This is a genomic window from Flexithrix dorotheae DSM 6795 (assembly GCF_000379765.1).
In the GTDB taxonomy this organism is placed as follows: Bacteria; Bacteroidota; Bacteroidia; order Cytophagales; family Flammeovirgaceae; genus Flexithrix; species Flexithrix dorotheae.
In genome coordinates, this window is record NZ_KB903434.1 from 126,418 (window position 1) to 147,889 (window position 21,472).

At 36.4% G+C, this 21,472-nt stretch carries 17 protein-coding genes; 12 read left to right on the top strand and 5 right to left on the bottom strand.

Annotation, left to right across the window (positions count from 1 at the left end; translation table 11 throughout):
* Nucleotides 1-14: 14 nt before the first annotated feature.
* Nucleotides 15-620, top strand: a complete 606-nt coding sequence (locus A3EM_RS0109090) for a hypothetical protein (RefSeq protein ID WP_020527885.1) — start codon at nucleotides 15-17, stop codon at nucleotides 618-620.
* Between the two features lie 13 nt (nucleotides 621-633).
* Here A3EM_RS0109090 and A3EM_RS0109095 read toward each other — a convergent pair whose 3' ends face one another.
* Together A3EM_RS0109095 and hemA are read right to left on the bottom strand one after the other, a co-directional pair.
* Nucleotides 634-1,131, bottom strand: coding sequence for an NADH-quinone oxidoreductase subunit A (locus A3EM_RS0109095; RefSeq protein WP_020527886.1), 498 nt, complete (start codon nucleotides 1,129-1,131; stop codon nucleotides 634-636).
* Between the two features lie 33 nt (nucleotides 1,132-1,164).
* Nucleotides 1,165-2,436: a glutamyl-tRNA reductase gene (gene hemA / locus A3EM_RS0109100; RefSeq protein WP_020527887.1), complete on the bottom strand. Its 1,272-nt coding sequence runs from the start codon at nucleotides 2,434-2,436 to the stop codon at nucleotides 1,165-1,167.
* Between the two features lie 539 nt (nucleotides 2,437-2,975).
* On the opposite strand from hemA, the gene aroC reads away from it, so the two are divergent.
* Together aroC and A3EM_RS0109115 are read left to right on the top strand one after the other, a co-directional pair.
* Nucleotides 2,976-4,061, top strand: a complete 1,086-nt coding sequence (aroC, locus tag A3EM_RS0109110; protein ID WP_020527888.1) for a chorismate synthase — start codon at nucleotides 2,976-2,978, stop codon at nucleotides 4,059-4,061.
* Between the two features lie 292 nt (nucleotides 4,062-4,353).
* Complete coding sequence (locus A3EM_RS0109115) at nucleotides 4,354-5,373, top strand: App1 family protein phosphatidate phosphatase (RefSeq protein ID WP_020527889.1); 1,020 nt, start codon at nucleotides 4,354-4,356, stop codon at nucleotides 5,371-5,373.
* A 104-nt stretch (nucleotides 5,374-5,477) separates the two neighbouring features.
* Here the strand turns inward: A3EM_RS0109115 and A3EM_RS0109120 are convergent, their stop codons facing one another.
* On the bottom strand, nucleotides 5,478-7,355 hold the full coding sequence (locus tag A3EM_RS0109120) for a glycosyltransferase (protein ID WP_020527890.1): 1,878 nt from the start codon (nucleotides 7,353-7,355) through the stop codon (nucleotides 5,478-5,480).
* Nucleotides 7,356-7,748: 393 nt separating this feature from the next.
* On the opposite strand from A3EM_RS0109120, the gene A3EM_RS0109125 reads away from it, so the two are divergent.
* The 3 genes from A3EM_RS0109125 to A3EM_RS0109140 all read left to right on the top strand — a co-directional run bounded on the left by A3EM_RS0109125 (nucleotide 7,749) and on the right by A3EM_RS0109140 (nucleotide 9,651).
* Entirely contained in the window at nucleotides 7,749-8,204 is a 456-nt protein-coding gene (locus A3EM_RS0109125) for a DUF4199 domain-containing protein (RefSeq protein ID WP_020527891.1), read from the top strand.
* A 250-nt stretch (nucleotides 8,205-8,454) separates the two neighbouring features.
* Nucleotides 8,455-8,964 (top strand): phosphoribosyltransferase family protein, encoded by a 510-nt coding sequence (locus A3EM_RS0109130; protein ID WP_020527892.1) that lies wholly within the window; start codon nucleotides 8,455-8,457, stop codon nucleotides 8,962-8,964.
* Between the two features lie 282 nt (nucleotides 8,965-9,246).
* Entirely contained in the window at nucleotides 9,247-9,651 is a 405-nt protein-coding gene (locus A3EM_RS0109140; protein ID WP_020527894.1) for a response regulator, read from the top strand.
* Between the two features lie 199 nt (nucleotides 9,652-9,850).
* Here the strand turns inward: A3EM_RS0109140 and fabD are convergent, their stop codons facing one another.
* Nucleotides 9,851-10,723 (bottom strand): ACP S-malonyltransferase, encoded by an 873-nt coding sequence (gene fabD, locus A3EM_RS0109145; protein ID WP_020527895.1) that lies wholly within the window; start codon nucleotides 10,721-10,723, stop codon nucleotides 9,851-9,853.
* A gap of 116 nt (nucleotides 10,724-10,839) precedes the next feature.
* Nucleotides 10,840-11,916 carry an Ldh family oxidoreductase gene (locus A3EM_RS0109150; protein WP_020527896.1) on the bottom strand — a complete coding sequence of 359 codons (1,077 nt, stop codon included), beginning with the start codon at nucleotides 11,914-11,916 and terminating at the stop codon, nucleotides 10,840-10,842.
* A 146-nt stretch (nucleotides 11,917-12,062) separates the two neighbouring features.
* Between A3EM_RS0109150 and A3EM_RS0109155 the strand changes: the two genes are divergently transcribed.
* The 6 genes from A3EM_RS0109155 to pckA all read left to right on the top strand — a co-directional run bounded on the left by A3EM_RS0109155 (nucleotide 12,063) and on the right by pckA (nucleotide 21,459).
* Entirely contained in the window at nucleotides 12,063-13,082 is a 1,020-nt protein-coding gene (locus A3EM_RS0109155; protein WP_020527897.1) for a glycosyltransferase, read from the top strand.
* A 281-nt stretch (nucleotides 13,083-13,363) separates the two neighbouring features.
* Nucleotides 13,364-14,503 carry an acyl-CoA dehydrogenase family protein gene (locus A3EM_RS0109160; RefSeq protein WP_020527898.1) on the top strand — a complete coding sequence of 380 codons (1,140 nt, stop codon included), beginning with the start codon at nucleotides 13,364-13,366 and terminating at the stop codon, nucleotides 14,501-14,503.
* Between the two features lie 299 nt (nucleotides 14,504-14,802).
* Nucleotides 14,803-15,234 carry a tRNA (adenosine(37)-N6)-threonylcarbamoyltransferase complex ATPase subunit type 1 TsaE gene (tsaE, locus tag A3EM_RS0109165; RefSeq protein ID WP_020527899.1) on the top strand — a complete coding sequence of 144 codons (432 nt, stop codon included), beginning with the start codon at nucleotides 14,803-14,805 and terminating at the stop codon, nucleotides 15,232-15,234.
* Complete coding sequence (locus A3EM_RS0109170; protein WP_020527900.1) at nucleotides 15,227-16,462, top strand: alanine dehydrogenase; 1,236 nt, start codon at nucleotides 15,227-15,229, stop codon at nucleotides 16,460-16,462. The genes tsaE and A3EM_RS0109170 overlap by 8 nt, the downstream gene beginning before the upstream one ends.
* A gap of 249 nt (nucleotides 16,463-16,711) precedes the next feature.
* Nucleotides 16,712-19,531, top strand: a complete 2,820-nt coding sequence (gene uvrA / locus A3EM_RS0109180; protein ID WP_211211952.1) for an excinuclease ABC subunit UvrA — start codon at nucleotides 16,712-16,714, stop codon at nucleotides 19,529-19,531.
* Nucleotides 19,532-19,839: 308 nt separating this feature from the next.
* Complete coding sequence (pckA, locus tag A3EM_RS0109185) at nucleotides 19,840-21,459, top strand: phosphoenolpyruvate carboxykinase (ATP) (protein WP_020527903.1); 1,620 nt, start codon at nucleotides 19,840-19,842, stop codon at nucleotides 21,457-21,459.
* Nucleotides 21,460-21,472: the final 13 nt, after the last annotated feature.

Consider the following 21,472-nt stretch of genomic DNA (forward strand, 5'->3'; position numbering starts at 1 on the left):
AATTACACAAATGATTGAATAGCAATACTGTGGGGGTAAAAAGATTTCTTGCTGAAAATAAGCTTTTCCATATTTCAAATCCTGCAATATGGGCTAAGAGTACTATTACACTACTTTTTTTATTTTCCTTTTTATCAATTAGCGCATTTTCTCAGGAAAGTTCCCTTCACAACATTAGAATTCTATTTAATGAAGCAGTCCAACAGGAGGATAAAATTGGAGAGCTGGTAGAATTAATTGAACAGGAAAAATCGGACTCTCCTACCATACTGGCCTATAGAGGCAGTGCAAAAGCTTTGGAAGCAAAATCATGCTTCAATCCAATAACAAAATTGAAATACCTCGGTAATTCTATGGAAATGCTTAATGAAGCAGTTATACTTTCCCCAAGTGATATTGAAATCAGGTTTTTACGGTTTTCCATACAGTATTACACCCCAAAATGGCTTGGCTACAGCAAAAATATGGAAGAGGATAAAACAATGATTATTTCAAATATCCATAATTACAAAAGCTTTGGTATAGATCCAGGAGTATTAGACTGGATAGAAGAATTTATGATCAATTCAGGTTATTGTAATGCTGAGGAAATTGAAATTATAAGGCTTGCCAAAAAATAAATAATCGAATCAATTACTCTGGTTTACTGGAAGGTACCGTGTATTTTTGGTTTACTTTTTCATAAAGGGAATAAGGGACTTTTGAGTTAAAATCCTCAGTCTTTGGCAAAGGTTTTACCCAGTCAAGATACCCTTTTTTCCAGGCATATACCAACCCTAAGGTAAGAATAAATATAAATATGGACATTTCTGTAATGGCAAACCATCCCCAAACTCCAGAAGTAGTTTCTACTAAGGTTTGCTGCCCAAAAACAGTAGCCCAGGGAAATAAAAAAATGATTTCCACATCAAAAAGGATAAAAATTAGGGCAACAATATAAAACCGGATGTTGAATTGCCCCCAGGCATTCCCCACCGGATCTTCCCCACACTCATAAGAGGTTTTCTTCTCGTCATTAGGCCGGCTTGGACGAATAATCCAGGCTGTTATTAAGCCTCCTGCAATAAAAACAATCGCCCCAACAATGAATAGTAAAATATAGCTAAACTCAGAGATAAGGATGTTTTCCATAGAAACTGAAAAAGGAAATTTATATAATGAATTTTATTTGGTTTCCCTTTGAGCTTCCAGGTTAAAAAGATCATTGAGCACATCTACCAATGTTTCAGCTTCTCCTCTTTTGCAAGCTGCTTTTAATTGAAGGACAGGAAGTTTGATGATTTTGTTCATCATACTCATGGTTATTTTTTCTACCTTTTTATATTCCTTCTCATCCATTTGTTTCATGTACTTGGAAAGCTCATCCTGTCTGATTTGCTCCAGTGCATTTTTGAGCTTCTGAATAGTAGGAGAAAAAACCATTTCCCTGGACCAATTCGAAAACTCAAGGATAGATTCGTGTATTATGGCTTTAACTGCGGGTATAGAGGCCTTTCTTTTTTCAAGGGCCTGAGTAGCCCTGTTGTTGATGTCATCCACGTTATGGACAATTACTCCGGGAATACTTTCCGCATATTTATCAATACTCCTTGGAACAGATAAGTCAATAAATATTTTATAAGAATCAATATCTAATTCACTTATTTTTTCTGCACTAAAGAATGGCGTTTTATCTGCCACAGAGCTAATAATCACATCAGCTTGCTGTACTTCATCCCAAATGCTATTAAAATCGGCTACTTTAAAACCACATTCTACAGCAAGCTTTTCAGCTTTTTCAAATGTCCTGTTCGTAATGGTGATATCCAAAATTTCGGAATCCACCAAATTTCGCACTACATCTGTCCCAATCTCTCCAACACCAACCACCAAAACTTTAGGATTAACTTTATCAAAAGTAAGTTCTTCTACGAGTTCCACAGCTGCATAAGATACAGAGGCAGCTCCATCTCTAAATGCGGTTTCCTGAACTACTCGTTTATTGGTAAAGAAAATGGTGTGCATCAATCTATGTAAAAATGGACCGGCCATTTCCATATCAGCAGATTGTTGATAAGCTCTTTTCACCTGATTACTTATTTGCAAATCACCAACTACCTGAGATTCCAACCCCATCGATACGAAATATAAATGTTCAACTGCCTTCTCTTGTGCATTAAGGACTTGAAAATAAGCAGATATTGTGGAGAACTGATCAGTAAGGGCTTTTTCGGCCAACACTAATCGAATAATTGCTTCAGATTGATCCTCAGGATGGGAATAGTAAATCTCGGTTCGATTACAAGTTGACAATACCAAAGCCTCAGGTATATCCAATACCTCTTTTAATTTGATTAAAATAGATTGGGTTTCTCCTTCAGTAATTGAAATTTTTTCTCTTATACTTAAAGGAGCATTTTTGTACGAAATTGATACTGCTTTGAATTGTGATTGCATAATCCACTCTGAGGTTAACTTTTGCAAAAGTATTGCTTAAGACCTTTGATTGTAAGCCTTTTATGTGTTTATTTCTTAATTTAGAATTATTTTAATTTCAAAATTAATTATTTTAAGGTTACCAATTACATGAGAAAAATCATTTTTTTAAGAAATTATAACTGGATTCTTAAAAAAAAATTCAGCCAAACCATTTTCCCTCTTATCAATTAAAATATCAGAAAAACTAAACAACAATTACTTCATCTAATAAAACCAAAATTCAACAAATAAAACACTGCCATTTCAAGCCATCCAACCATAATACTTTGATTGTAAAATATTATTTTCATTTTGAATGTGCTGAAATTATTTTTTATCCGCTTCGATTCTAAAAGATTAGGATTATACTAGTAATTTTGCAGATATTAAAATAAGGATTTGTAATCAGATTAATACCTTAATTTGGTCTTTCCGGATAAAGACTTTATCAAGACAATTTTAGTTCTGATTTAGTTCATTATCAATCTGTTAATTTGAAAAAGTTTTAGGATATAGCAATGAATTCATACGGAAGAATATTTAAAATAACGACATTTGGGGAATCTCATGGAAAAGGGGTAGGTGTAATTGTAGATGGATGCCCGGCAGGTTTAGAAGTGGATGAGGAATTTATCCAAAAAGAGTTAGCCAGAAGAAAACCTGGACAGTCCAAAATCACCACTCAAAGAAAAGAGGAGGACAAAGTAGAAATTCTTTCAGGCGTTTTTGAAGGAAAAACTACCGGAACCCCAATAATGATGGTAGTATTCAATCAGGACCAAAAAAGTAAGGATTACTCCCATATTAAAGATAAATACAGGCCTTCTCATGCCGATTTTACTTATCAGGAAAAATATGGTTTAAGAGACTACCGTGGAGGAGGGAGAAGTTCTGCGAGAGAAACCCTGGCAAGAGTAGCCGCAGGGGCACTGGCCAAATCATTTTTGACTCATTTAGGTATAGAAGTAACCGCCTATGTATCTCAGGTAGCTGATATTATTGTGGATGATGATTATTCCAACCTGGATTTTTCAGAGATTGAAAATAATATAGTAAGGTGCCCCGACCCTGAAAAAGCTGAGCAAATGGTAGAGGTGATTGACGATATTAGAAAAAGCCGGGATACTATTGGTGGGATTGTCAGTTGTGTGATAAAAAATGTTCCCGTAGGGCTCGGAGAACCCGTTTTTGATAAGCTTCATGCAGAACTTGGGAAGGCTATGTTGGGAATTAATGCAGTAAAAGGCTTCGAATATGGCAGTGGATTTCAGGGCATAAAAATGAAGGGTTCAGAACATAATGATTTATTTTATACTTCGAAGGATGGTAAAGTAAAAACTAAAACCAACCATTCGGGCGGAGTTCAGGGTGGAATTTCTAACGGTGAAGACATCTATTTCAAAGTAGCATTTAAGCCGGTTGCTACTATTATGAAAGATCAGGAAAGTATTGATATTGAAGGAAATTCTTCGGTGGTTTCGGGAAAAGGACGTCATGATCCATGTGTAGTCCCAAGAGCTGTACCAATTGTAGAAGCAATGGCAGCCCTGGTGATCGCAGATTTTTACTTAAGGAATCAAACAGTTAAGCTGAAAAAGGACTAGTGCTTCGACTTTTTAACTCTTTTATAATTTAACCATATGGGAATGAGCCAATTAATGGTATTTCATATGCTATAATTTGGTTGTGTCAGAAACCCTGCTAATCTCATTTTGCGATTAGAATGAAATTCGAGAGTAAGGCAGGGCGATTAACCTACTGACTATCCATACCAAATCAATTTGTTTAAAATAATATCTGAGGCAAAACAGCAATTTTTTATTTAATGCCATTTTGGATTACAGACAGGAACAATTCCCGGGGAAATATTCAACCTGACCAAATTATGCACTAAATATGTTTTTAGTCAAAAAATTAAAAAGCCAATTTGGCCAACCATTTATTCAGGTCTATCGGGGTTTTGGAAACGAGGAGGAGGTATTTGTACGAGGAAGAGTGGTGAAATCATTTAACTCTCGAAAAGAAAAGCAACGGATAAATCCTATAAAAAACTTCCTGACTATGCTGGAAAGTTTGAGTGTAAAGGGAGTATCGGGAGTTGAAATTCAAATTAGTTTTTTAGAAAAAAAATATAAAGTAATCTCAGGAAGAAGTGGTTTTTTTGAATTAACCATTAAAAACCCTGAGCTTCCTGTAACTCATGAAAACTGGCAAAAAGTTTATCTCAGTTTCCTTGTAGATATTTATCCAAAGGCCAGAGAGCAGGTTTATGAAGAAGAGGTGCTTATTCCCAATACCAAATGTGAATACGGGATAATATCGGATATTGATGATACCTTCCTCATTTCCTATTCTACCAGTACCCTTCTAAAGCTCCGCCAAATGTTTTGGAAGGACATTTTGTCCAGAAAATCTTTTAAAGGGACAGCAGAATTTTATAACAGCCTTCAATCCGGAAAGAAAAGCGCTATCCTAAATCCATTTTTTTTTGTCTCCAGTAGCCAATGGAATTTATATAATCTCCTGGTAAGTTTTTGTAAAATTCAGGGCTTTCCAAAAGGAGTCTTCTTTTTAAATAAAATAAATAAAGATTTTTTTAAGGTCTGGAAACCTGGAATAAAAAAACATGGACACAAAAAAGAGAGTATAAGAATAATTATGGCTACTTACCCACACCTGAAATTTATTTTTATTGGGGACAGTGGACAAAAAGATGCTGAGATTTATAGCCAGATTGCTATAAATCATCCTGAAAGGGTATTGGCCATTTATATCAGGGATGTTGGTTCACATGGCAGAAGATTAATAGTAAATAATATCTCTAAAAAATTAGCCAAAAAAAACATTTACTTCTTGTTACTGAAGGATCTGCAACTCGCAAAAGACCATGCCTTAGCCCATGACTTTATTTCCTGAAATGCCCAGGTAAAATTTTCAGTGAGCATAAAAAAATTCCTCCCGGAAAATAAATTTCCAGGAGGAATTTAATGAGCCTTGTTCACACTCACAGTTTTTTAAGATTAATCTACTGCTTTTTTCTCCTCCTTTTTTCCATATTGTCTTTCTATTGCAAGTGCATAAGCTTTATCATAATAGGTAGATAAATTTTCCCAGTCAAAAGTTTCAGCAGATCGCTGTACCCTGTTTCTCTGGAGAATCCTATCTCCCCGGGAAGAAGTCACAAATTTAAACATCAGGTCAGCCAATTGGTTTGCAGATTCATCATAATCTCTAAACCTCCTGCTTATTACCTGTACCCCATTTTTCTCTGCATCCTCAATATTTTTCAACACATAATCTCCAAAACCAGACAAATCACTGGTAAGGGCCGGAACACCCCTGGCTATACATTCAAGTGGAGTATAACCCCATGGCTCATAATAACTCGGGAATACTCCAAGATGGCATCCCCTCACAAATTCATCGTAATCAATTCCAAATAGTGGATTCGTATTCGAAATAAAATCGGGGTGGTAAACCAGCTTTACTTTATCTTCATAATTGTTTATAAGATTCGCATGTCTTATAAAGCTAATAATTTCATCATTTTCATTAATCAGGTTATGGGTGACCACCAAAGGTAATTTTGAGGTTTTCCAGGCCTGTAAGGTCCTCCTAAGACGTAGTTTCCAGTAATCATCTACAAAATCATTTAAAGAAGGTAGCCTGTTTTCCGGGTTTACTGCAGCGGCATAAAACAATTTATCACCCACTTGTTTTTCAATAGCTTCACAAGTATCCCTGATTTTTTTCATCATGGCCCTTGACTGCAATGCCTCAGGATTAATGCTATGGAAAGGTTGTTTGGTAATAAAAAACATCACCACAGTGGTGTCAATGTCTGCTTCTTTCATTTTCCAGTTCAGCCTTGCCAGTGCCTCAAGGGTGAGATCGAATCCCTTATTTTTATACTCATATCTTCCTGAAGTAAAAAAGTATAGTGTATTATCCAGATCAAAAGGATAGCTCTGGAAAAAATGACCCATTACAAATTCGTGAATTTGTTCTTTATAGGACTGATGTAAATTCTGAACTTCATGTAAAACTGCAAAGCGCTCAATATTCAGCCCATTTGGCAAAATTACGTCAGGATTTCTACCAAGGAGGTGCAGGCATTCATTGGCGGTTACTTCACTCACTGTAGTAAAAACATGTGAACCATGTGCAGCAGCTCTTTCTATTTTTACCTGAGGCTCAATATTGAAATGTTTAGCTTCTTTGGCCCAGTCATAGAATGAGATGTAATCATAATACAAAGGATCATTCATAGCCAGGAACCTGCCCAACATGGTTGCATGAGTGGTAAAAACCGTGGTGACATTGATCTTCTCTCTACGAATAGAAGGAATAGGAGTGCCCGCCATCCATTCATGGAAATGTCCTATAATTTGCTTTTGTGTTACCTCAGGATTGGAAAGGGCGGCAAAAAACAGTTTTACCAAATACCCAAAAGCCACGATATCATTCAATAAAAAATCTCCATCGGGAGTTTCAATTCCATGGTTTTCCCAAAGGTCATACTTAATTTCCCCCAGTTTGTCCATAATACTGTAAGGATTTAAAAGCACAACTTTTGGCCTCCCTGTTACCAGCCATCTTCCATAATAAGCCTCAAAACCTTGCTCCCTTAACTTATTGGTTGCTATGCAAAAAGGATCATGGTGGTTTTCAATTGGCTCAAATTCAATAGCAACGGAACTATGTACATAGGGTCCTACCAAACAGTATTTTTCCCCCCATACATTTACCATGCTTGGAACTTTTGACCGGATTACGGTATAAATTCCACCTACCTGGTTACATACTTCCCACGCCACTTCAACTAATAAGGATTGGCTGATCTGCTTTTTCTTTATCTCTCTTTTTCGTGTCTTGCTCTTTAATTTCGATTTCGCCATTGTGAAAGTTAAATTTCAATCAGTTAGTTATCATCTTGTGTTTTGTTCTCTTAATCACTAAATTAAGTTTGTAATTACAAAAGCTTTTATGAAGATAATTAAAAATATCAACCAAAATAACCTGGTACCCGATTAAATATATCAAAACTCGGATTATTACCTATAATGTTCGCCTACCGGCTACTTTCATAATTTCAAAAAACTATTTAGCACTATCCGTGTTTTAGAAGCAAATATTTGGGGAAGGATAAAACTCAATGGAATAATTTCACCATTAAATCCGCCTCATTTTTTGTCCCTACTCACAGCCGATTAAAGGTAATGATTTCTTGTTAAAATCCTAAACTAACCTACCTACTTCCTCATAATTTTTTAATTAAAAGGTATTGAAACATGAAAAATCCAATTATCAGAAAGTACGGCCTCTTAATGGCAGCTGGTTTTATTTTTTATTTCCTATTCATGAAGTTAATAGGATTGCATGATGTTGTTGAACTGAGAGTATTGAATTTCTTCATTATTATAGGTGGAGTAGGGCTTTCCATTCATCAATCTCTAAAGCGCAATCCAGATACTTTTGGCTATTTTGAAGGCCTGAGGGTAGGTGTAATTACTTCAGCCATTGGAGTTACTACCTTTGCCATATTTATCTTTTTCTATCTGGCATTTATAGACATAGAGTTTATGTTATGGATAAAAGAAAATGTTCCTTTAGGAAGTTTCCTTGATCCTTTCTCAATTATGGTTACTATTGAAGTGGAAGGAATGGCCTCTGGTTTCCTGGCAACATTTATTATCATGCAGTATGAAAAAGGACATGTAAATACCCCTGAAAACCATAAACTTTAAGCAGACTTTTTCTATTCTTACTCAATATTCAGAAAACTGGGTAATTAAAAAATTACTTTTATTTACCCAAATTTCTTACTCCTTCTTATCACCTGTTTTGATTAATAATGCTTAATTTCGGGATTGAAAGCATCTGGAAATAAACTATTGAAAACAAAACAAATTAACCATTTGATTTTCAATAAATTATAAAACCGAATATCTACCCACTTCAAGAGTTTCCTGGTGGGTAAAAATGTTATAGATTAAAATGCAGAATATTCAAAACAGGATTTTAAACAAAGAAGAAACACTAAGGAAAATCAAAAGAATTGCGTTTGAAATTTACGAACACAATTTTGAAGAGAAAGAGATTATAATAGCCGGTATTTACGATACAGGTTACATTTTTGCCGATATTTTAAAACAAGAAGTTGAGAGAATTTCCCCTATTAAAGTACTTTTAGTGAAAGTACAGCTAAATAAGGGGCTTCCCCAACAAAGCAATGTGGAATTGGATTGTGATCCTGCTAAACTAAAAGGCAAAACCGTAATTGTGGCTGATGATGTATTGAATACCGGAAGAACTTTAGCTTATAGTTTAAATCCATTTCTTCACACAGAGCTCAAAAAGCTTCAGGTAGCAGTTATTATTGACAGAGCCTTCCGGTTGTTTCCAATATCAGCAGATTTTGTAGGATACTCTTTATCAACTACGGTAAACGAACATGTAACCGTTGAATTAGAAAATAATGAAAGATATGGCGTTTATCTCAATTAATTTTGAACAACCATATCATTTTTACTCTTGCATTTTTAGGTATCCAGTAATTGGAAAATTTCTTTTTTTTGGGCTTAATGAAAAAAAAATCTTCATCCCACAAAAACCTTACATCCAGGCCATTGAAATTATTATCAGTAATGATAACTCCTTCAAAGTATTCCCGTTAGTGATTATTACCAAATCAATCCTACGTTTATATTAAAAAAACAGGATTCAAAATCTTGTTTCCACTACCATTAATTAATCGCCAACAATTTCTCAAAATTTAAATTTAATCTAATGGGAAGAAACAAATTAGCCCTTATTGCGGAGCCAAAAGCTATTGACGGTGCGTACTTCAAATTACTCCTGGAAAGAAAAGGATGGCATGCCGAAATTGTATCCAGCGCCAAAGAAGTAATTAAAAAACTAGCTGAAAATAAATATTCAATTCTCTTTATCAATAGTAGTATTTCTATTTCCGATGGGAAAGAAATTAAGGAAAAATTGATACAACTAGAGAAAAACGGACAGGGAAAGGTGAAAGTAATCGGAGTTTCTTCATCAACTCTTGAAGCAGAAAGAATAGGGATGATGGAAAATGGTGTTGACTATTGTTTAAAAAAGCCTGTGTATAATAGCTCCCTCGAAACCGTTCTGGAAACTTTCCATGATTCTGGTCATCAAATGCTTTCCATGGCATAAAAAAATAAATACCGCAATAAATGATTGAGGCTTTTCAGTATTTGAAAAGCCTCTTTGAGTTTTATTAAATATCTTAGAAACATCAAAATTCAACCCGAAATTTTGATGTTAAGCAGTAATTCAAAATTAATAGGGTTTTATTCTGCTATAAAAGACTGATAGAGAGATTACTATTTCTCGGGAATATTGGCACTGGAGCTTAAGCACTTGCCACTTCTACACTTCTGTCAATTTTTTTTGCAAGTCCCTGTAATACTTTTCCCGGACCACATTCAATAAATTTATCAGCTCCTAAAGAAATCATTTTTTGCACAGATTGCGTCCATCTTACAGGTGAAGTCAGTTGTGCGATGAGATTTGCCTTTATTTTTTCAGGGTCCTCATAACTTTCAGCATCCACATTCTGAATAATTGGGCATGAGGGCTTACTAAATTGAGTATTGGCAATAGCCACAGCTAGTTCCTCTCTGGCAGGCTCCATTAAAGGAGAATGGAAAGCTCCTCCTACGGCTAAAACCATTGCTCTTTTTGCACCTGCCTCCTTTAGTTTTTCGCAAGCCTTGTCAATACCTTCAATTGATCCACTTATCACCAGCTGGCCAGGACAATTGTAGTTTGCAGGAACTACAACTTCATCAATTTCGGCACAAATTTTTTCTACAACTTCGTCCTCTAAACCTAGAATGGCAGCCATTGTAGAAGGATTGAGTTCACAGGCTTTTTGCATAGCTGTAGCCCTTTGAGATACTAATTTAAGTCCGTCTTCAAAACTCAAAGCCTTATTGGCCACAAGTGCAGAAAACTCTCCTAAGGAATGCCCGGCTACTAAATCAGGGGAAAAATTTTCTGAGGTTAATGCTACAATTACAGAATGAAGAAAAACGGCAGGTTGAGTTACTTTAGTTTGTTTTAGGTCCTCAACTGTACCCTCAAACATTGTATCGGTGATAGAAAACCCTAATATATCATTTGCCTGATCAAATAATTTTTTTGCTTTTGATGATGTTTTATATAATTCTCTACCCATACCCACAAATTGAGCGCCTTGCCCTGGAAACATATATGCTTTCATTTCTCCCTAATTTTAAATTTTGTAAAATACTATCTAATTTATTTATTGTAAAATGCTTAATAATTTCCCACCAAGCAACTAAAAATGGAGCAAACTGAAGTTCAGTCCATTTTTCACTAAAATTTCAGATTAAATTTCTTTGCCAGCGATTTAAGATCTTCTTCCACAGGTTGAAGTAAGGGAATTCCATTGTCTTTCCGAATTTCTTCCATTTCTCTTTCCTGATCCCCTGGAATTTGCACCCTGTCCTTTCCTTCTACTGGAGTGGCCCTTCTAAATCTTTCTATCCAGTTATCCATGTGGAATTTAAATTCATTTGAAGGTCTGAAACCATCTATCCGCATGGCACCCAGAAAATGCCCAAGCCCTTCCCCAACAGGATCTTCAGGTAAAGGCAAAAAGCTTACAAATGGTGGTGCCCATGGTCCGTACCCGGCTCCGGAAAATACAGCTGAAAAAATATCCACAATAGAACCTAAACAATAACCCTTATGACTTCCCCTATCTCTATCACTTCCTAATGGTAATAATGCCCCACCATTTTTTACTGCATACGGGTCTGTACTTTGCTGGCCATCTTTATCCTGCACCCAGCCAGTTGGCGTTTCTGCTTTTTTTCGTTGTAAGATTTCGAGTTTCCCATTGGCAGCAGTAGTAGTGGCAAAATCCGCTACAAATGGAGGCTGCTTTCCAGTTGGAATAGCCACAGCAATAGGGTTAGTTCCTAAAAGCCTTTCTTTAGAAAAAGTAGGCGCTACTAATGGGCTTGCATTTGTCATAGCCATTCCAATCATATCTTTAGAAAGAGCCTTCATAGCATGATATCCGGCTATACCGAAATGATTGGAATTTTTTACGGAAATCCAACCTGAACCTACCTTTTCCGCCTTCTCCATCACTAGTTTCATTACTTTTGGAGCAACTACCAAACCTAAGCCAGCATCTCCATCAACTGTGGCTGTACTTGGAGTTTCGTGCACCACCTTAATTTTTGGGGAGGGATTTATTCTGTCTTTTTCCCATAACCTGACATATCCTATTAACCGGGCCACACCGTGGGAATCAACTCCCCTCAAGTCCGCACTGATTAAAACATCGGATGCTAAAGCAGCATCCTCTGAGCTGCAGCCCATTTTGATGAAAACTTCCCTACAGAAATCTTCAAGTTTTTTATATTCGTAAATTGTCTCCATTTTAGTCCCGGCAATTTAATAATACTGGAGTATTAAAATTACTATCGCATTAATCCTTATCAATTTTTTAGGATTAAAGCCTGCTTTTACTCCCACTTTGCTAAATTCCAAGCCGCAAATTTACAATAAAGAATAAATATTTCTATTTGAAGAAAAAATTGGATGTCATTGAAAATAAAAACCTGCTCAAAATTAGTGTTTTAATAGCAGTAAGAAATGAAGAAAATTGCATTCTAGCCTGCCTTGAAAGCCTTTTTAGACAAAACTATCCTGCAGATCTTTTTGAGGTAATTATTGGCAATGACCAATCAGAAGACAATACTGAAACCATTGTAAATAACTTTATCCAAAATAAACCTAATTTTTTTCTGGTTAATATTAACTCCCAACTCGAAGGGCAAATGGGTAAAGCCAACGTTCTGGCACAAATAGCCAACCATGCTAAAGGAGAACTATTATGTTTTACAGATGCAGACATTGTATTGGGAAATTCCTGGATGAATGAATTCGTCAATAAATATTCTCCAACAATCGGAATCATCACCGGGTTTACCACAATTAAAGCAAATCGTTTTTTTGATTATTTCCAGGCTTACGAATGGATACTTGCACTTTCTCTCATTAAGCTTGCCACTGATTTGAAAATTCCAGTCACCACTTTAGGCAACAATATGCTAATTTCAAGAAAGGCTTATCAGGATATTGGTGGATATGAAAGCATCCCATTCTCCATTACTGAAGACTTTGAGATTTTCCACCAAATTGTAAAAAAGGGATGGGGTTTTAAACAAATCAAATCCCATGAAATATTAGCATTTTCTTTACCCGCCACATCTTTTTCTCAGCTCCTTCTTCAAAGAAAAAGATGGGCCAAAGGAGCCATCAAACTCCCATGGTTTATTACCTTTCCTTTAATTCTTCAATTACTATTTTTTCCTATCTTCATTTTATCATTCTTTTTCTTCCCGGAAATAGCATTCTTCCTTTTAATCACAAAAATGTTTTCCCAGTGGATTATTATTTATCAAAATTTCAAATTCCTTAAACTAAAAATAAATTTCTTTGCCTTGGCTTGTTTTGAAATTTATAACCTGCTCATTTCTGTTGCTTCTCTAATATTTTTCATTGTTCCAACAAAAGTGATCTGGAAAGGACGAAAATATTGATCCTTAAAGACTAAAATGCATTTTTCTAACAGGATAGAACTTTTAACAAGATTTAAATAATTTTCTGAAACATTTCTATCATGGATTCCAGTTATTAAATTATTAGGGGTGAGCCATTTATGCAAAAATTATCATGTTCCTCTTTTAGAGTGATTTGAAAAATAACCTGAAACAAGATCAAAGCAAAAATCTTTGTGAAAGGAATTAAATATCATGATAAAAATCTCAATTTAATCACTTAACTTTTACCATTAAAAAAAACCAAAACGACATAATACAACATGCACACAATTGAAAAAGAAACAAATGAAATGATTGTCCAGATGGTGAGGGGATTTGCCGAGGTCCATATTGAACCATACAGGAAGGAGTGGGATGATCAACAAATTTTCCCGGTAAGTGTTTTTAAAGAATTAGGAAAACTCGGACTACTAGGTGTTTTAGTACCTGAAACATATGGAGGATCTGGTTTCTCCTATCATGAATATGTAACAGCTATTGCAGAACTTGCCAAATTTGATCCGGGAATTGCCTTATCGATGGCAGCCCATAACTCACTGTGTACCGGCCATATTCTACAATTTGGCAGTGAAGAGCAAAAACAAAACTGGCTGCCAAAACTGGCCTCAGGGGAGTGGATTGGAGCCTGGGGACTTACCGAACCAAATACAGGTTCTGATGCAGGAAACATGAAAACAATTGCCAAGGAGGATGGAGATTACTGGGTACTAAATGGTGCCAAAAATTTTATAACTCATGGAAAAAGTGGGAATTTAGCTGTAGTGATTGCCAGAACAGGTGAGCCAGGTACATCAAATAATGCCACCGCTTTTGTAATTGAAAAAGGTACAAACGGTTTTTATTCTGGGAGAAAAGAAGATAAGCTGGGGATGCGCTCATCAGAAACCACAGAATTAATTTTTGATAACTGCATGGTCCATAAAAGTAACATCCTTGGTAAAGTAGGAGAAGGATTCAAACAATCACTAAAAGTATTGGATGGAGGTAGAATTTCCATTGCCGCACTTGGATTGGGAATTTCCATGGGAGCATTGGAGCATGCCATAGAATATTCAAAAGAAAGACACCAGTTTGGGAAACCTATTTCCTCATTTCAGGGCATTTCCTTTAAATTGGCCGAAATGGCAACCAAAGTTGAAGCTGCTAAATTGTTAACCTATAATGCAGCAGACTTGAAAAATAAGGGGAAAAATGTGACTAAGGAATCAGCCATGGCCAAATATTACACCTCAGAAACGGCAGTTTGGGTAGCCAATGAAGCCGTTCAGATATTTGGAGGTTATGGATTTACCAAAGATTATCCGGTTGAAAAATATTATCGGGATAGTAAGCTTTGCACCATTGGGGAAGGCACCAGTGAAATTCAGAAAATAGTTATTTCCCGGAATTTACTGAAATAATTCTTCAAACCCCCAAAACCAGTTCCTGATTGAGCTGGTTTTTTTAGTTATATATTATAACAATCTCTTTCACTGATTTCTTTTCCCTCATTTTTTTTGTATTTTAAATATGTAAAAATCCATTTGCGTATAACAAATCGATAAACCCAACCTCTTTTTACTGACATTCAGGTTAAATTTTATCAGATTTAGGTAGATTAATTATGAATTAAATAAAGAACATTTACTAAATTTCATTTTTTGCTTGAAGAAATACATTTTTGCATGTTTTTTTGGTACTGACAGCTATTTTTTATTAAATGAATTCCCTGATCTTAACCAGTTCTTCACTTGCCGACCTCAATGACATTGCTGGGAAAATTGTAGAATTTTCCAGTGACCAAAAAATTTGGTTGTTTGAAGGAGAAATGGGAGTGGGAAAAACTACCTTAATCAAACATTTAGCGGAAAGGTTAGGATCCGAAGATTTGATTAATAGTCCGACTTATGGTCTTGTAAATGAATATGAAGATGGAAATGGGAATCCATTTTACCATTTCGATTTTTACAGAATTAAGAATGAAGTTGAGGCTTTGGAAATGGGTTGTGAAGAGTACTTTTATTCGGGTAATATCTGCCTGATAGAATGGCCATCAAAAATTGAAAAATTAATCCCTGAAAATCACCTGATGATAGCAATGGAATTGGGAAATGAGAATCAAAGGATTATAAATTTAACCAAACATGGGTAAGCAGAGAAAAGAAGATGTAAGCGGTCTTGCTGCGGAATTATATCAGCTACATCCACAGGAAGTTTTAGAGAGACAAAAAAAGAAAAGAGGAGAAAAGGTAACCATTGGGATACCCAAGGAACATCATTCTGAAAAAAGAGTTACCATGCGCCCTGAGGCTGTGGAAATTTTGGTAAATAATGGCCTTGATGTTTGTGTAGAAAGTAAGGCTGGAGAATATTCCAAACATTCGGATGAAGAATATAGTAATGCCGGAGCCAAGATTGTTTATTCTTCCAAAGAAGTTTTCGAATCGGATATTATTCTGAAAATTGCCCCACCAACATATGAAGAGATAGGCTACATGAAACCCGGCAAAACCGTGATTTCCGCATTACAAATGAGCCTGTTATCCAAAAAATATTTCCAGCAATTAATAAATAAAGAAATTACCGCACTGGCTTACGATCTGTTGGAAGACAAAGTTGGGGGTTTGCCTCTTGTAAGAGCAATGAGTGAAATTGCCGGAAGTACAGTAATGCTTATTGCCGCAGAATACCTGAGTTGCCTAAACAATGGTAAGGGCATAATCCTAGGTGGAATCACTGGAGTCCCTCCTACAAAGGTAGTTATTCTGGGTGCCGGAACTGTAGCCGAATATGCGGCAAGAACAGCCATTGGCCTGGGAGCAGAAGTAAAAATATTTGATAATCATATTTATCGCCTCAAAAGGATTAAGGATCAATTGAATCAGCCAAACCTTTATACTTCAGCTATAGACAGCAGCATGCTTACTGATGCACTCATGCGGGCGGATGTAGCTATCGGGGCACTTCGTGCGGAAGGAGGAAGAGCCCCTGTAGTGGTTACGGAAGAAACAGTTGGGCAAATGAAACCAAATTCTGTAATAATTGATGTTTCTATTGACCGTGGTGGTTGCTTTGAGACTTCCGAAGTAACTGACCATAAAAATCCAACTTTCAGGAAATACGATGTGATCCACTATTGTGTGCCTAATATAGCCTCAAGAGTAGCCAGAACTGCCACTACCGCCATTAGTAATATTTTCACTCCAATGCTAATTAAGCTAAGTGAATTAGGAGGAATTGATGAAATGATTTTTGCCCATAAATGGTTTGCCAATGGTGTTTATACCTACAGAGGAGGGATCACCAATAAAAATATGGCGAATAAATATCACCTCCCTTACAAGAACCTGGATTTAATTATTGCGGCTAAAATTGGATAAAATTTGAACTAAAATTCTCCTCTTCGGAATTTTTGATTTTGTTTCCATTTCTTAGCCAATAACCCTAAATTGCAAAATAATTTTTCCACACATTTTAGGCTACTCATTCCTCCAGCAAGATTTACTTCCTGGTTGGAATTGCTATTCATTTAATTTCAAGGAACAAACATTTTCCGTTCATTCAGGCTTATATTTGACAAGCTTATTTTCGGAAGTGATTTTAAGCGTGTAATGGTGAAAAAAGATTTTATGTCAACAACTGTAGAATTAGAAAAACTGAATCCTAAGGATTATATAATTGTAAAAGGAGCTAAGGTAAACAACCTGAAAAACCTCAGTGTGGCCATTCCCAGAAATAATCTGGTGGTAATCACTGGGGTTTCCGGCTCAGGGAAATCCTCTTTGGCATTTGATACTTTATTTGCAGAAGGCCAGCGGATGTATGTGGAAAGCCTTAGTTCTTATGCCAGGCAGTTTTTAGGTAGAATGGAAAAACCTGAAGTGGACTATATTAAAGGAATTTGCCCGGCTATAGCAGTTGAACAAAAAGTAACCACCAAAAATCCAAGGTCTACAGTTGGGACCACCACTGAAATTTATGATTATCTGAAATTGTTTTTTGCCAGAGTGGGGAAAACCTATTCTCCTGAAAGTGGCGAGTTGGTTACTAAAGATAGTGTTTCAGATGTAGTTAATTATATTCAGTCTTTCGAGGAAGGGACTCGGGTGATGATCCTTGCCCCATTAGTACTTAAAGATAAAAGAACGGCCCTTGATGAACTGAAACTATTAATGCAACAAGGTTTTGCCAGGATTGTAATTGAGGGAGAGGTCTTTTTGATTGAGGATTTAATTGAAGAAAATCACAAATTCAAAAAGAAGGATCAAATAAAGATCCTTGTAGATAGAAACGTAGTGAAATACGATGATGAGGACAATTTATTCCGAATGGCAGATTCAGTACAAACTGCATTTTTTGAAGGACATGGAGAGTGTAATATTGAAATAATTCCGAAATCCGGTGACAAGGAAGAAAAAAAATTCTCGGATAAATTTGAAAGAGACGGGATTACATTTGAAGAACCAAGTGTAAATTTTTTCACTTTCAACAATCCTTACGGAGCTTGTAAAACCTGTGAAGGATTCGGGAAAATTTTAGGGATTGATGAAGATTTGGTAATCCCGGATAAAAATCTTTCAGTCTACGAAGGAGCAATTGCCCCCTGGAGAAGTGAAACCATGAGCAAATGGCTAAAGCCTCTGATTTCCAATGGCATACGGTTCGATTTCCCCATTCACCGATCCTATTACGAACTCGATCAGGAACAAAAAGATTTGCTTTGGAATGGCAATGAGTATTTTGAAGGGATTGATGCTTTCTTCAAATACCTGGAATCAAAATCACATAAGATTCAATATCGGGTAATGCTTTCGAGATATAGGGGAAGAACAGTCTGCCCCGATTGCAAAGGAACCCGATTGCGAAAAGATACAGGTTACGTGAAAATTGCAGGCAAATCAATCATTGATTTGGTACTCCTGCCTATCAATGAAATTTCTTTGTTCTTCAAGAATTTGAAACTTGACAAGCACGATCAGGAAATTGCCAGTAGAATCTTGACTGAAATTAAAAACAGACTGGAATATCTGGAAAAAGTAGGGTTGGGATATCTCACTTTGAACAGGCTTACTTCTACCCTTTCCGGAGGAGAATACCAGAGAATAAAACTGGCCACTTCTTTGGGAAGTGCGCTTGTTGGCTCAATGTATATTCTGGATGAACCCAGTATAGGCCTTCACCCCCGAGATACTCAAAACCTGGTGAGTGTTTTGGTGGAACTCAAAAAACTGGGCAATACGGTAATTGTAGTAGAACATGAGGAAGAAGTAATGCGAGCGGCAGATCAGATTATTGACATTGGTCCGGATGCAGGGAATTTTGGTGGCGATCTTATTTTTCAGGGAGATATTTTCAAATTGGAAAACAAAAATGTGAGCCATACTGCCCGGTATCTGAACGGAATTGAGGAAATACCCATTCCAGCCAAAAGACGAAAATGGAAAAAGTTTATAGAACTTGTCGGTTGCAGACAAAACAACCTGAAGAATATTAATGTAAAGTTTCCTCTTGGTGTGCTCTCGGTGATTACTGGGGTAAGTGGTTCGGGAAAATCTACTCTGGTAAGACAAATTTTGTTTCCAGTGTTATCCAAACATTTGGGAGGTTACCACGATTCGGTTTCGAAAGTGGATAGAATAGATGGGGATTTAAAAGAAATTACCCACATGGAATTTGTAGACCAAAATCCTATTGGTAAATCTTCCCGGTCCAATCCTGTGACCTATGTGAAGGCTTATGATGCCATCAGGCAACTTTTCTCCGATCAGATTTTGGCCAAGCAGAGAGGGTATAAACCAGCATTTTTTTCCTTTAATGTGGATGGTGGCAGATGTGAGGAATGTATGGGAGAAGGCACCACAAAAATTGAAATGCAGTTCATGGCCGATATCTTCCTAACCTGCGAGTCCTGTAAGGGGAAAAGATTTAAAAGTGAAATACTGGAAATAAAATATAAGGATAAGGATATTTCCGAAGTCCTTGAAATGAGTATTGATGAAGCCCTTGAGTTTTTTAAAGGGAACAAAAAGATTTCCGAGAAACTAAAACCACTTCAGGATGTTGGCCTTGGCTATGTGAAATTAGGTCAATCTTCCAATACACTTAGTGGTGGAGAAGCCCAACGGGTAAAACTGGCTTCTTTTCTGGTAAAAGGGAATTTAAAACTGGATGATAAAGTACTTTTTGTGTTCGATGAACCAACTACCGGACTTCATTTTCATGATATCAATAAATTATTAATTGCTCTAAATGCGCTGGTAGAAAAGGGGCATACTGTAATTATAATTGAACACAATATGGAAATCATTAAATCGGCAGACTGGATAATCGATCTCGGTCCTGATGGCGGGGATAAAGGAGGAACCATTTGCTTTGAAGGTACTCCGGAAGAAATGGTGAAACTGGAAGGGAACCATACAGCCGGATTCCTTAAAGAAAAGGTTAAATAATAAGGTCGAAAGTTTAATTTATTGTCATTATCACGGGGTTTGTCCTACCAAATAAGGTTGGACAAACCCTTTTTATTTCTCCCTTTTCAAGGCTCCAAATTTTCATTACCTATCACACAGCTTTTTAGATTAATATATTGTTAAGCGCAAATTAAACCCTTCAATTATTCTAACAAATATCATAAATAAAGGGTGATGCAAATCATGTTAGTCGGGTTTCTCTCTTTCTATATTTGTTAAGAATTCATTGGCGAATGACTCTAAATATTTTTAAATTATATTATTTCTAACTTCAAAAGCTATCACCCATGAGACAAGATGGTATAAGATCCAAAATTTCAGACCTCTATTCTATTGGCATTAAATCGGCAAAAGTTCACTGGAACTACACACCCGCAGAGCTATATGAGGAAATTATGAGAAGAGACGAAGGTATGATGACAGACACAGGTGCTGTTATGGTAGATACTAGCGCATTCACAGGAAGGGCTCCGAAAGACAAGTATGTGGTTAAGGATGAAAAATCGGAAAATACAGTTTGGTGGGGAGAAATTAATCAGGCCATTAGCCCGGAAACCTTTGATGAAATTTATGATGAAATGATAAAGTACCTTTATAACAAGGAACTTTATGTGAGAGAAGGATATGCAGGTGCCGACCCTAAATATCAATTGAAAGTAAGATTTGTGAATACCCAGGCATGGCAAAATTTATTTTGCTTCAATATGTTCATCAATCCAAACAGAGAAGAACTGGAAAGTTTTGAACCTGAATTTACTGTAATTGATGCGCCTGAATTTATTGTTGATCCTAAGCGATTCGGCATCAGGCACAGTAATTTTGCATTGGTAAACCTTACTAAAAATATCATCCTTGTTGGTGGATCGGGATATGCTGGAGAAATTAAAAAAGGTATTTTCTCTGTAATGAATTACCACTTGCCTGAAGATAAAGGTGTACTTTCTATGCACTGCTCAGCCAATATAGGCGAAAAAGGTGATACTGCTGTTTTCTTCGGTCTTTCAGGAACCGGAAAAACTACGCTTTCAGCTGATCCCAATAGAAAATTAATTGGTGACGATGAGCACGGATGGACTGATACCAGTATATTCAACTTCGAAGGTGGATGTTATGCCAAGGTGGTCAACCTTACCAGGGAAAAAGAACCAGAAATATGGGATGCCATTAAATTTGGAGCTATTCTGGAAAATACCAGATTCTTTGACGATACCCGAACCGTTAATTTTGAAGATACCCGTGTAACAGAAAACACCAGAGTTTCTTATCCCCTGGATCATATAAAAAATGCAGCTCAGCCTTCAATTGGAGATGTTCCTAAAAACATTTTCTTCCTGACTTGTGATGCTTATGGCGTGCTACCTCCCATTTCTAAATTAGATCCGGGACAAGCCATGTTCCATTTTATTTCAGGATATACTGCAAAAGTTGCTGGAACTGAAATGGGTATCACAGAGCCACAAGCTACATTCTCAGCATGTTTTGGAGCAGCATTCTTACCACTTCACCCAACCAAATACGCCAAAATACTTGGCGAAAAAATGAAAAATACAGATGTAAATGTTTGGTTAGTGAATACAGGCTGGACTGGAGGCGCATATGGTGTGGGCTCCAGAATGAAGTTGAAATATACCAGAGCTATGATTACAGCAGCGTTGGAAGGTCAATTGGAGAATGTAGAGTATGTGAAACATGATGTATTTGGTGTGGAAATGCCAAAAGAATGTCCCGGAGTTCCTAGTGAACTGTTATTACCAATAAATACCTGGGAAAACAAAACAGAATACAATAAAATGGCAAATCTTCTAGCCAATAAGTTTAATAAAAACTTTGAAAAATATTCTGATTTCGCTGATGAGGAAATCCTTTCAGGAGCTCCAAAATCAGATGAAGCATTAGAAAAAGTTTGAGGCGATTTTGGTA

What these genes read in the sequence shown, in the direction of transcription:
- A3EM_RS0109120 (WP_020527890.1), bottom strand. Translation starts at nt 7,355, where the DNA reads ATGGCGAAATCGAAATTAAAGAGCAAGACACGAAAAAGAGAGATAAAG.
- A3EM_RS0109170 (WP_020527900.1), top strand. Translation starts at nt 15,227, where the DNA reads ATGGGTAAGCAGAGAAAAGAAGATGTAAGCGGTCTTGCTGCGGAATTA.
- A3EM_RS0109150 (WP_020527896.1), bottom strand. Translation starts at nt 11,916, where the DNA reads ATGGAGACAATTTACGAATATAAAAAACTTGAAGATTTCTGTAGGGAA.
- uvrA (WP_211211952.1), top strand. Translation starts at nt 16,712, where the DNA reads ATGTCAACAACTGTAGAATTAGAAAAACTGAATCCTAAGGATTATATA.
- A3EM_RS0109115 (WP_020527889.1), top strand. Translation starts at nt 4,354, where the DNA reads ATGTTTTTAGTCAAAAAATTAAAAAGCCAATTTGGCCAACCATTTATT.
- tsaE (WP_020527899.1), top strand. Translation starts at nt 14,803, where the DNA reads ATGAATTCCCTGATCTTAACCAGTTCTTCACTTGCCGACCTCAATGAC.
- A3EM_RS0109130 (WP_020527892.1), top strand. Translation starts at nt 8,455, where the DNA reads ATGCAGAATATTCAAAACAGGATTTTAAACAAAGAAGAAACACTAAGG.
- A3EM_RS0109160 (WP_020527898.1), top strand. Translation starts at nt 13,364, where the DNA reads ATGCACACAATTGAAAAAGAAACAAATGAAATGATTGTCCAGATGGTG.
- pckA (WP_020527903.1), top strand. Translation starts at nt 19,840, where the DNA reads ATGAGACAAGATGGTATAAGATCCAAAATTTCAGACCTCTATTCTATT.
- aroC (WP_020527888.1), top strand. Translation starts at nt 2,976, where the DNA reads ATGAATTCATACGGAAGAATATTTAAAATAACGACATTTGGGGAATCT.
- A3EM_RS0109095 (WP_020527886.1), bottom strand. Translation starts at nt 1,131, where the DNA reads ATGGAAAACATCCTTATCTCTGAGTTTAGCTATATTTTACTATTCATT.
- fabD (WP_020527895.1), bottom strand. Translation starts at nt 10,723, where the DNA reads ATGAAAGCATATATGTTTCCAGGGCAAGGCGCTCAATTTGTGGGTATG.
- hemA (WP_020527887.1), bottom strand. Translation starts at nt 2,436, where the DNA reads ATGCAATCACAATTCAAAGCAGTATCAATTTCGTACAAAAATGCTCCT.
- A3EM_RS0109140 (WP_020527894.1), top strand. Translation starts at nt 9,247, where the DNA reads ATGGGAAGAAACAAATTAGCCCTTATTGCGGAGCCAAAAGCTATTGAC.
- A3EM_RS0109125 (WP_020527891.1), top strand. Translation starts at nt 7,749, where the DNA reads ATGAAAAATCCAATTATCAGAAAGTACGGCCTCTTAATGGCAGCTGGT.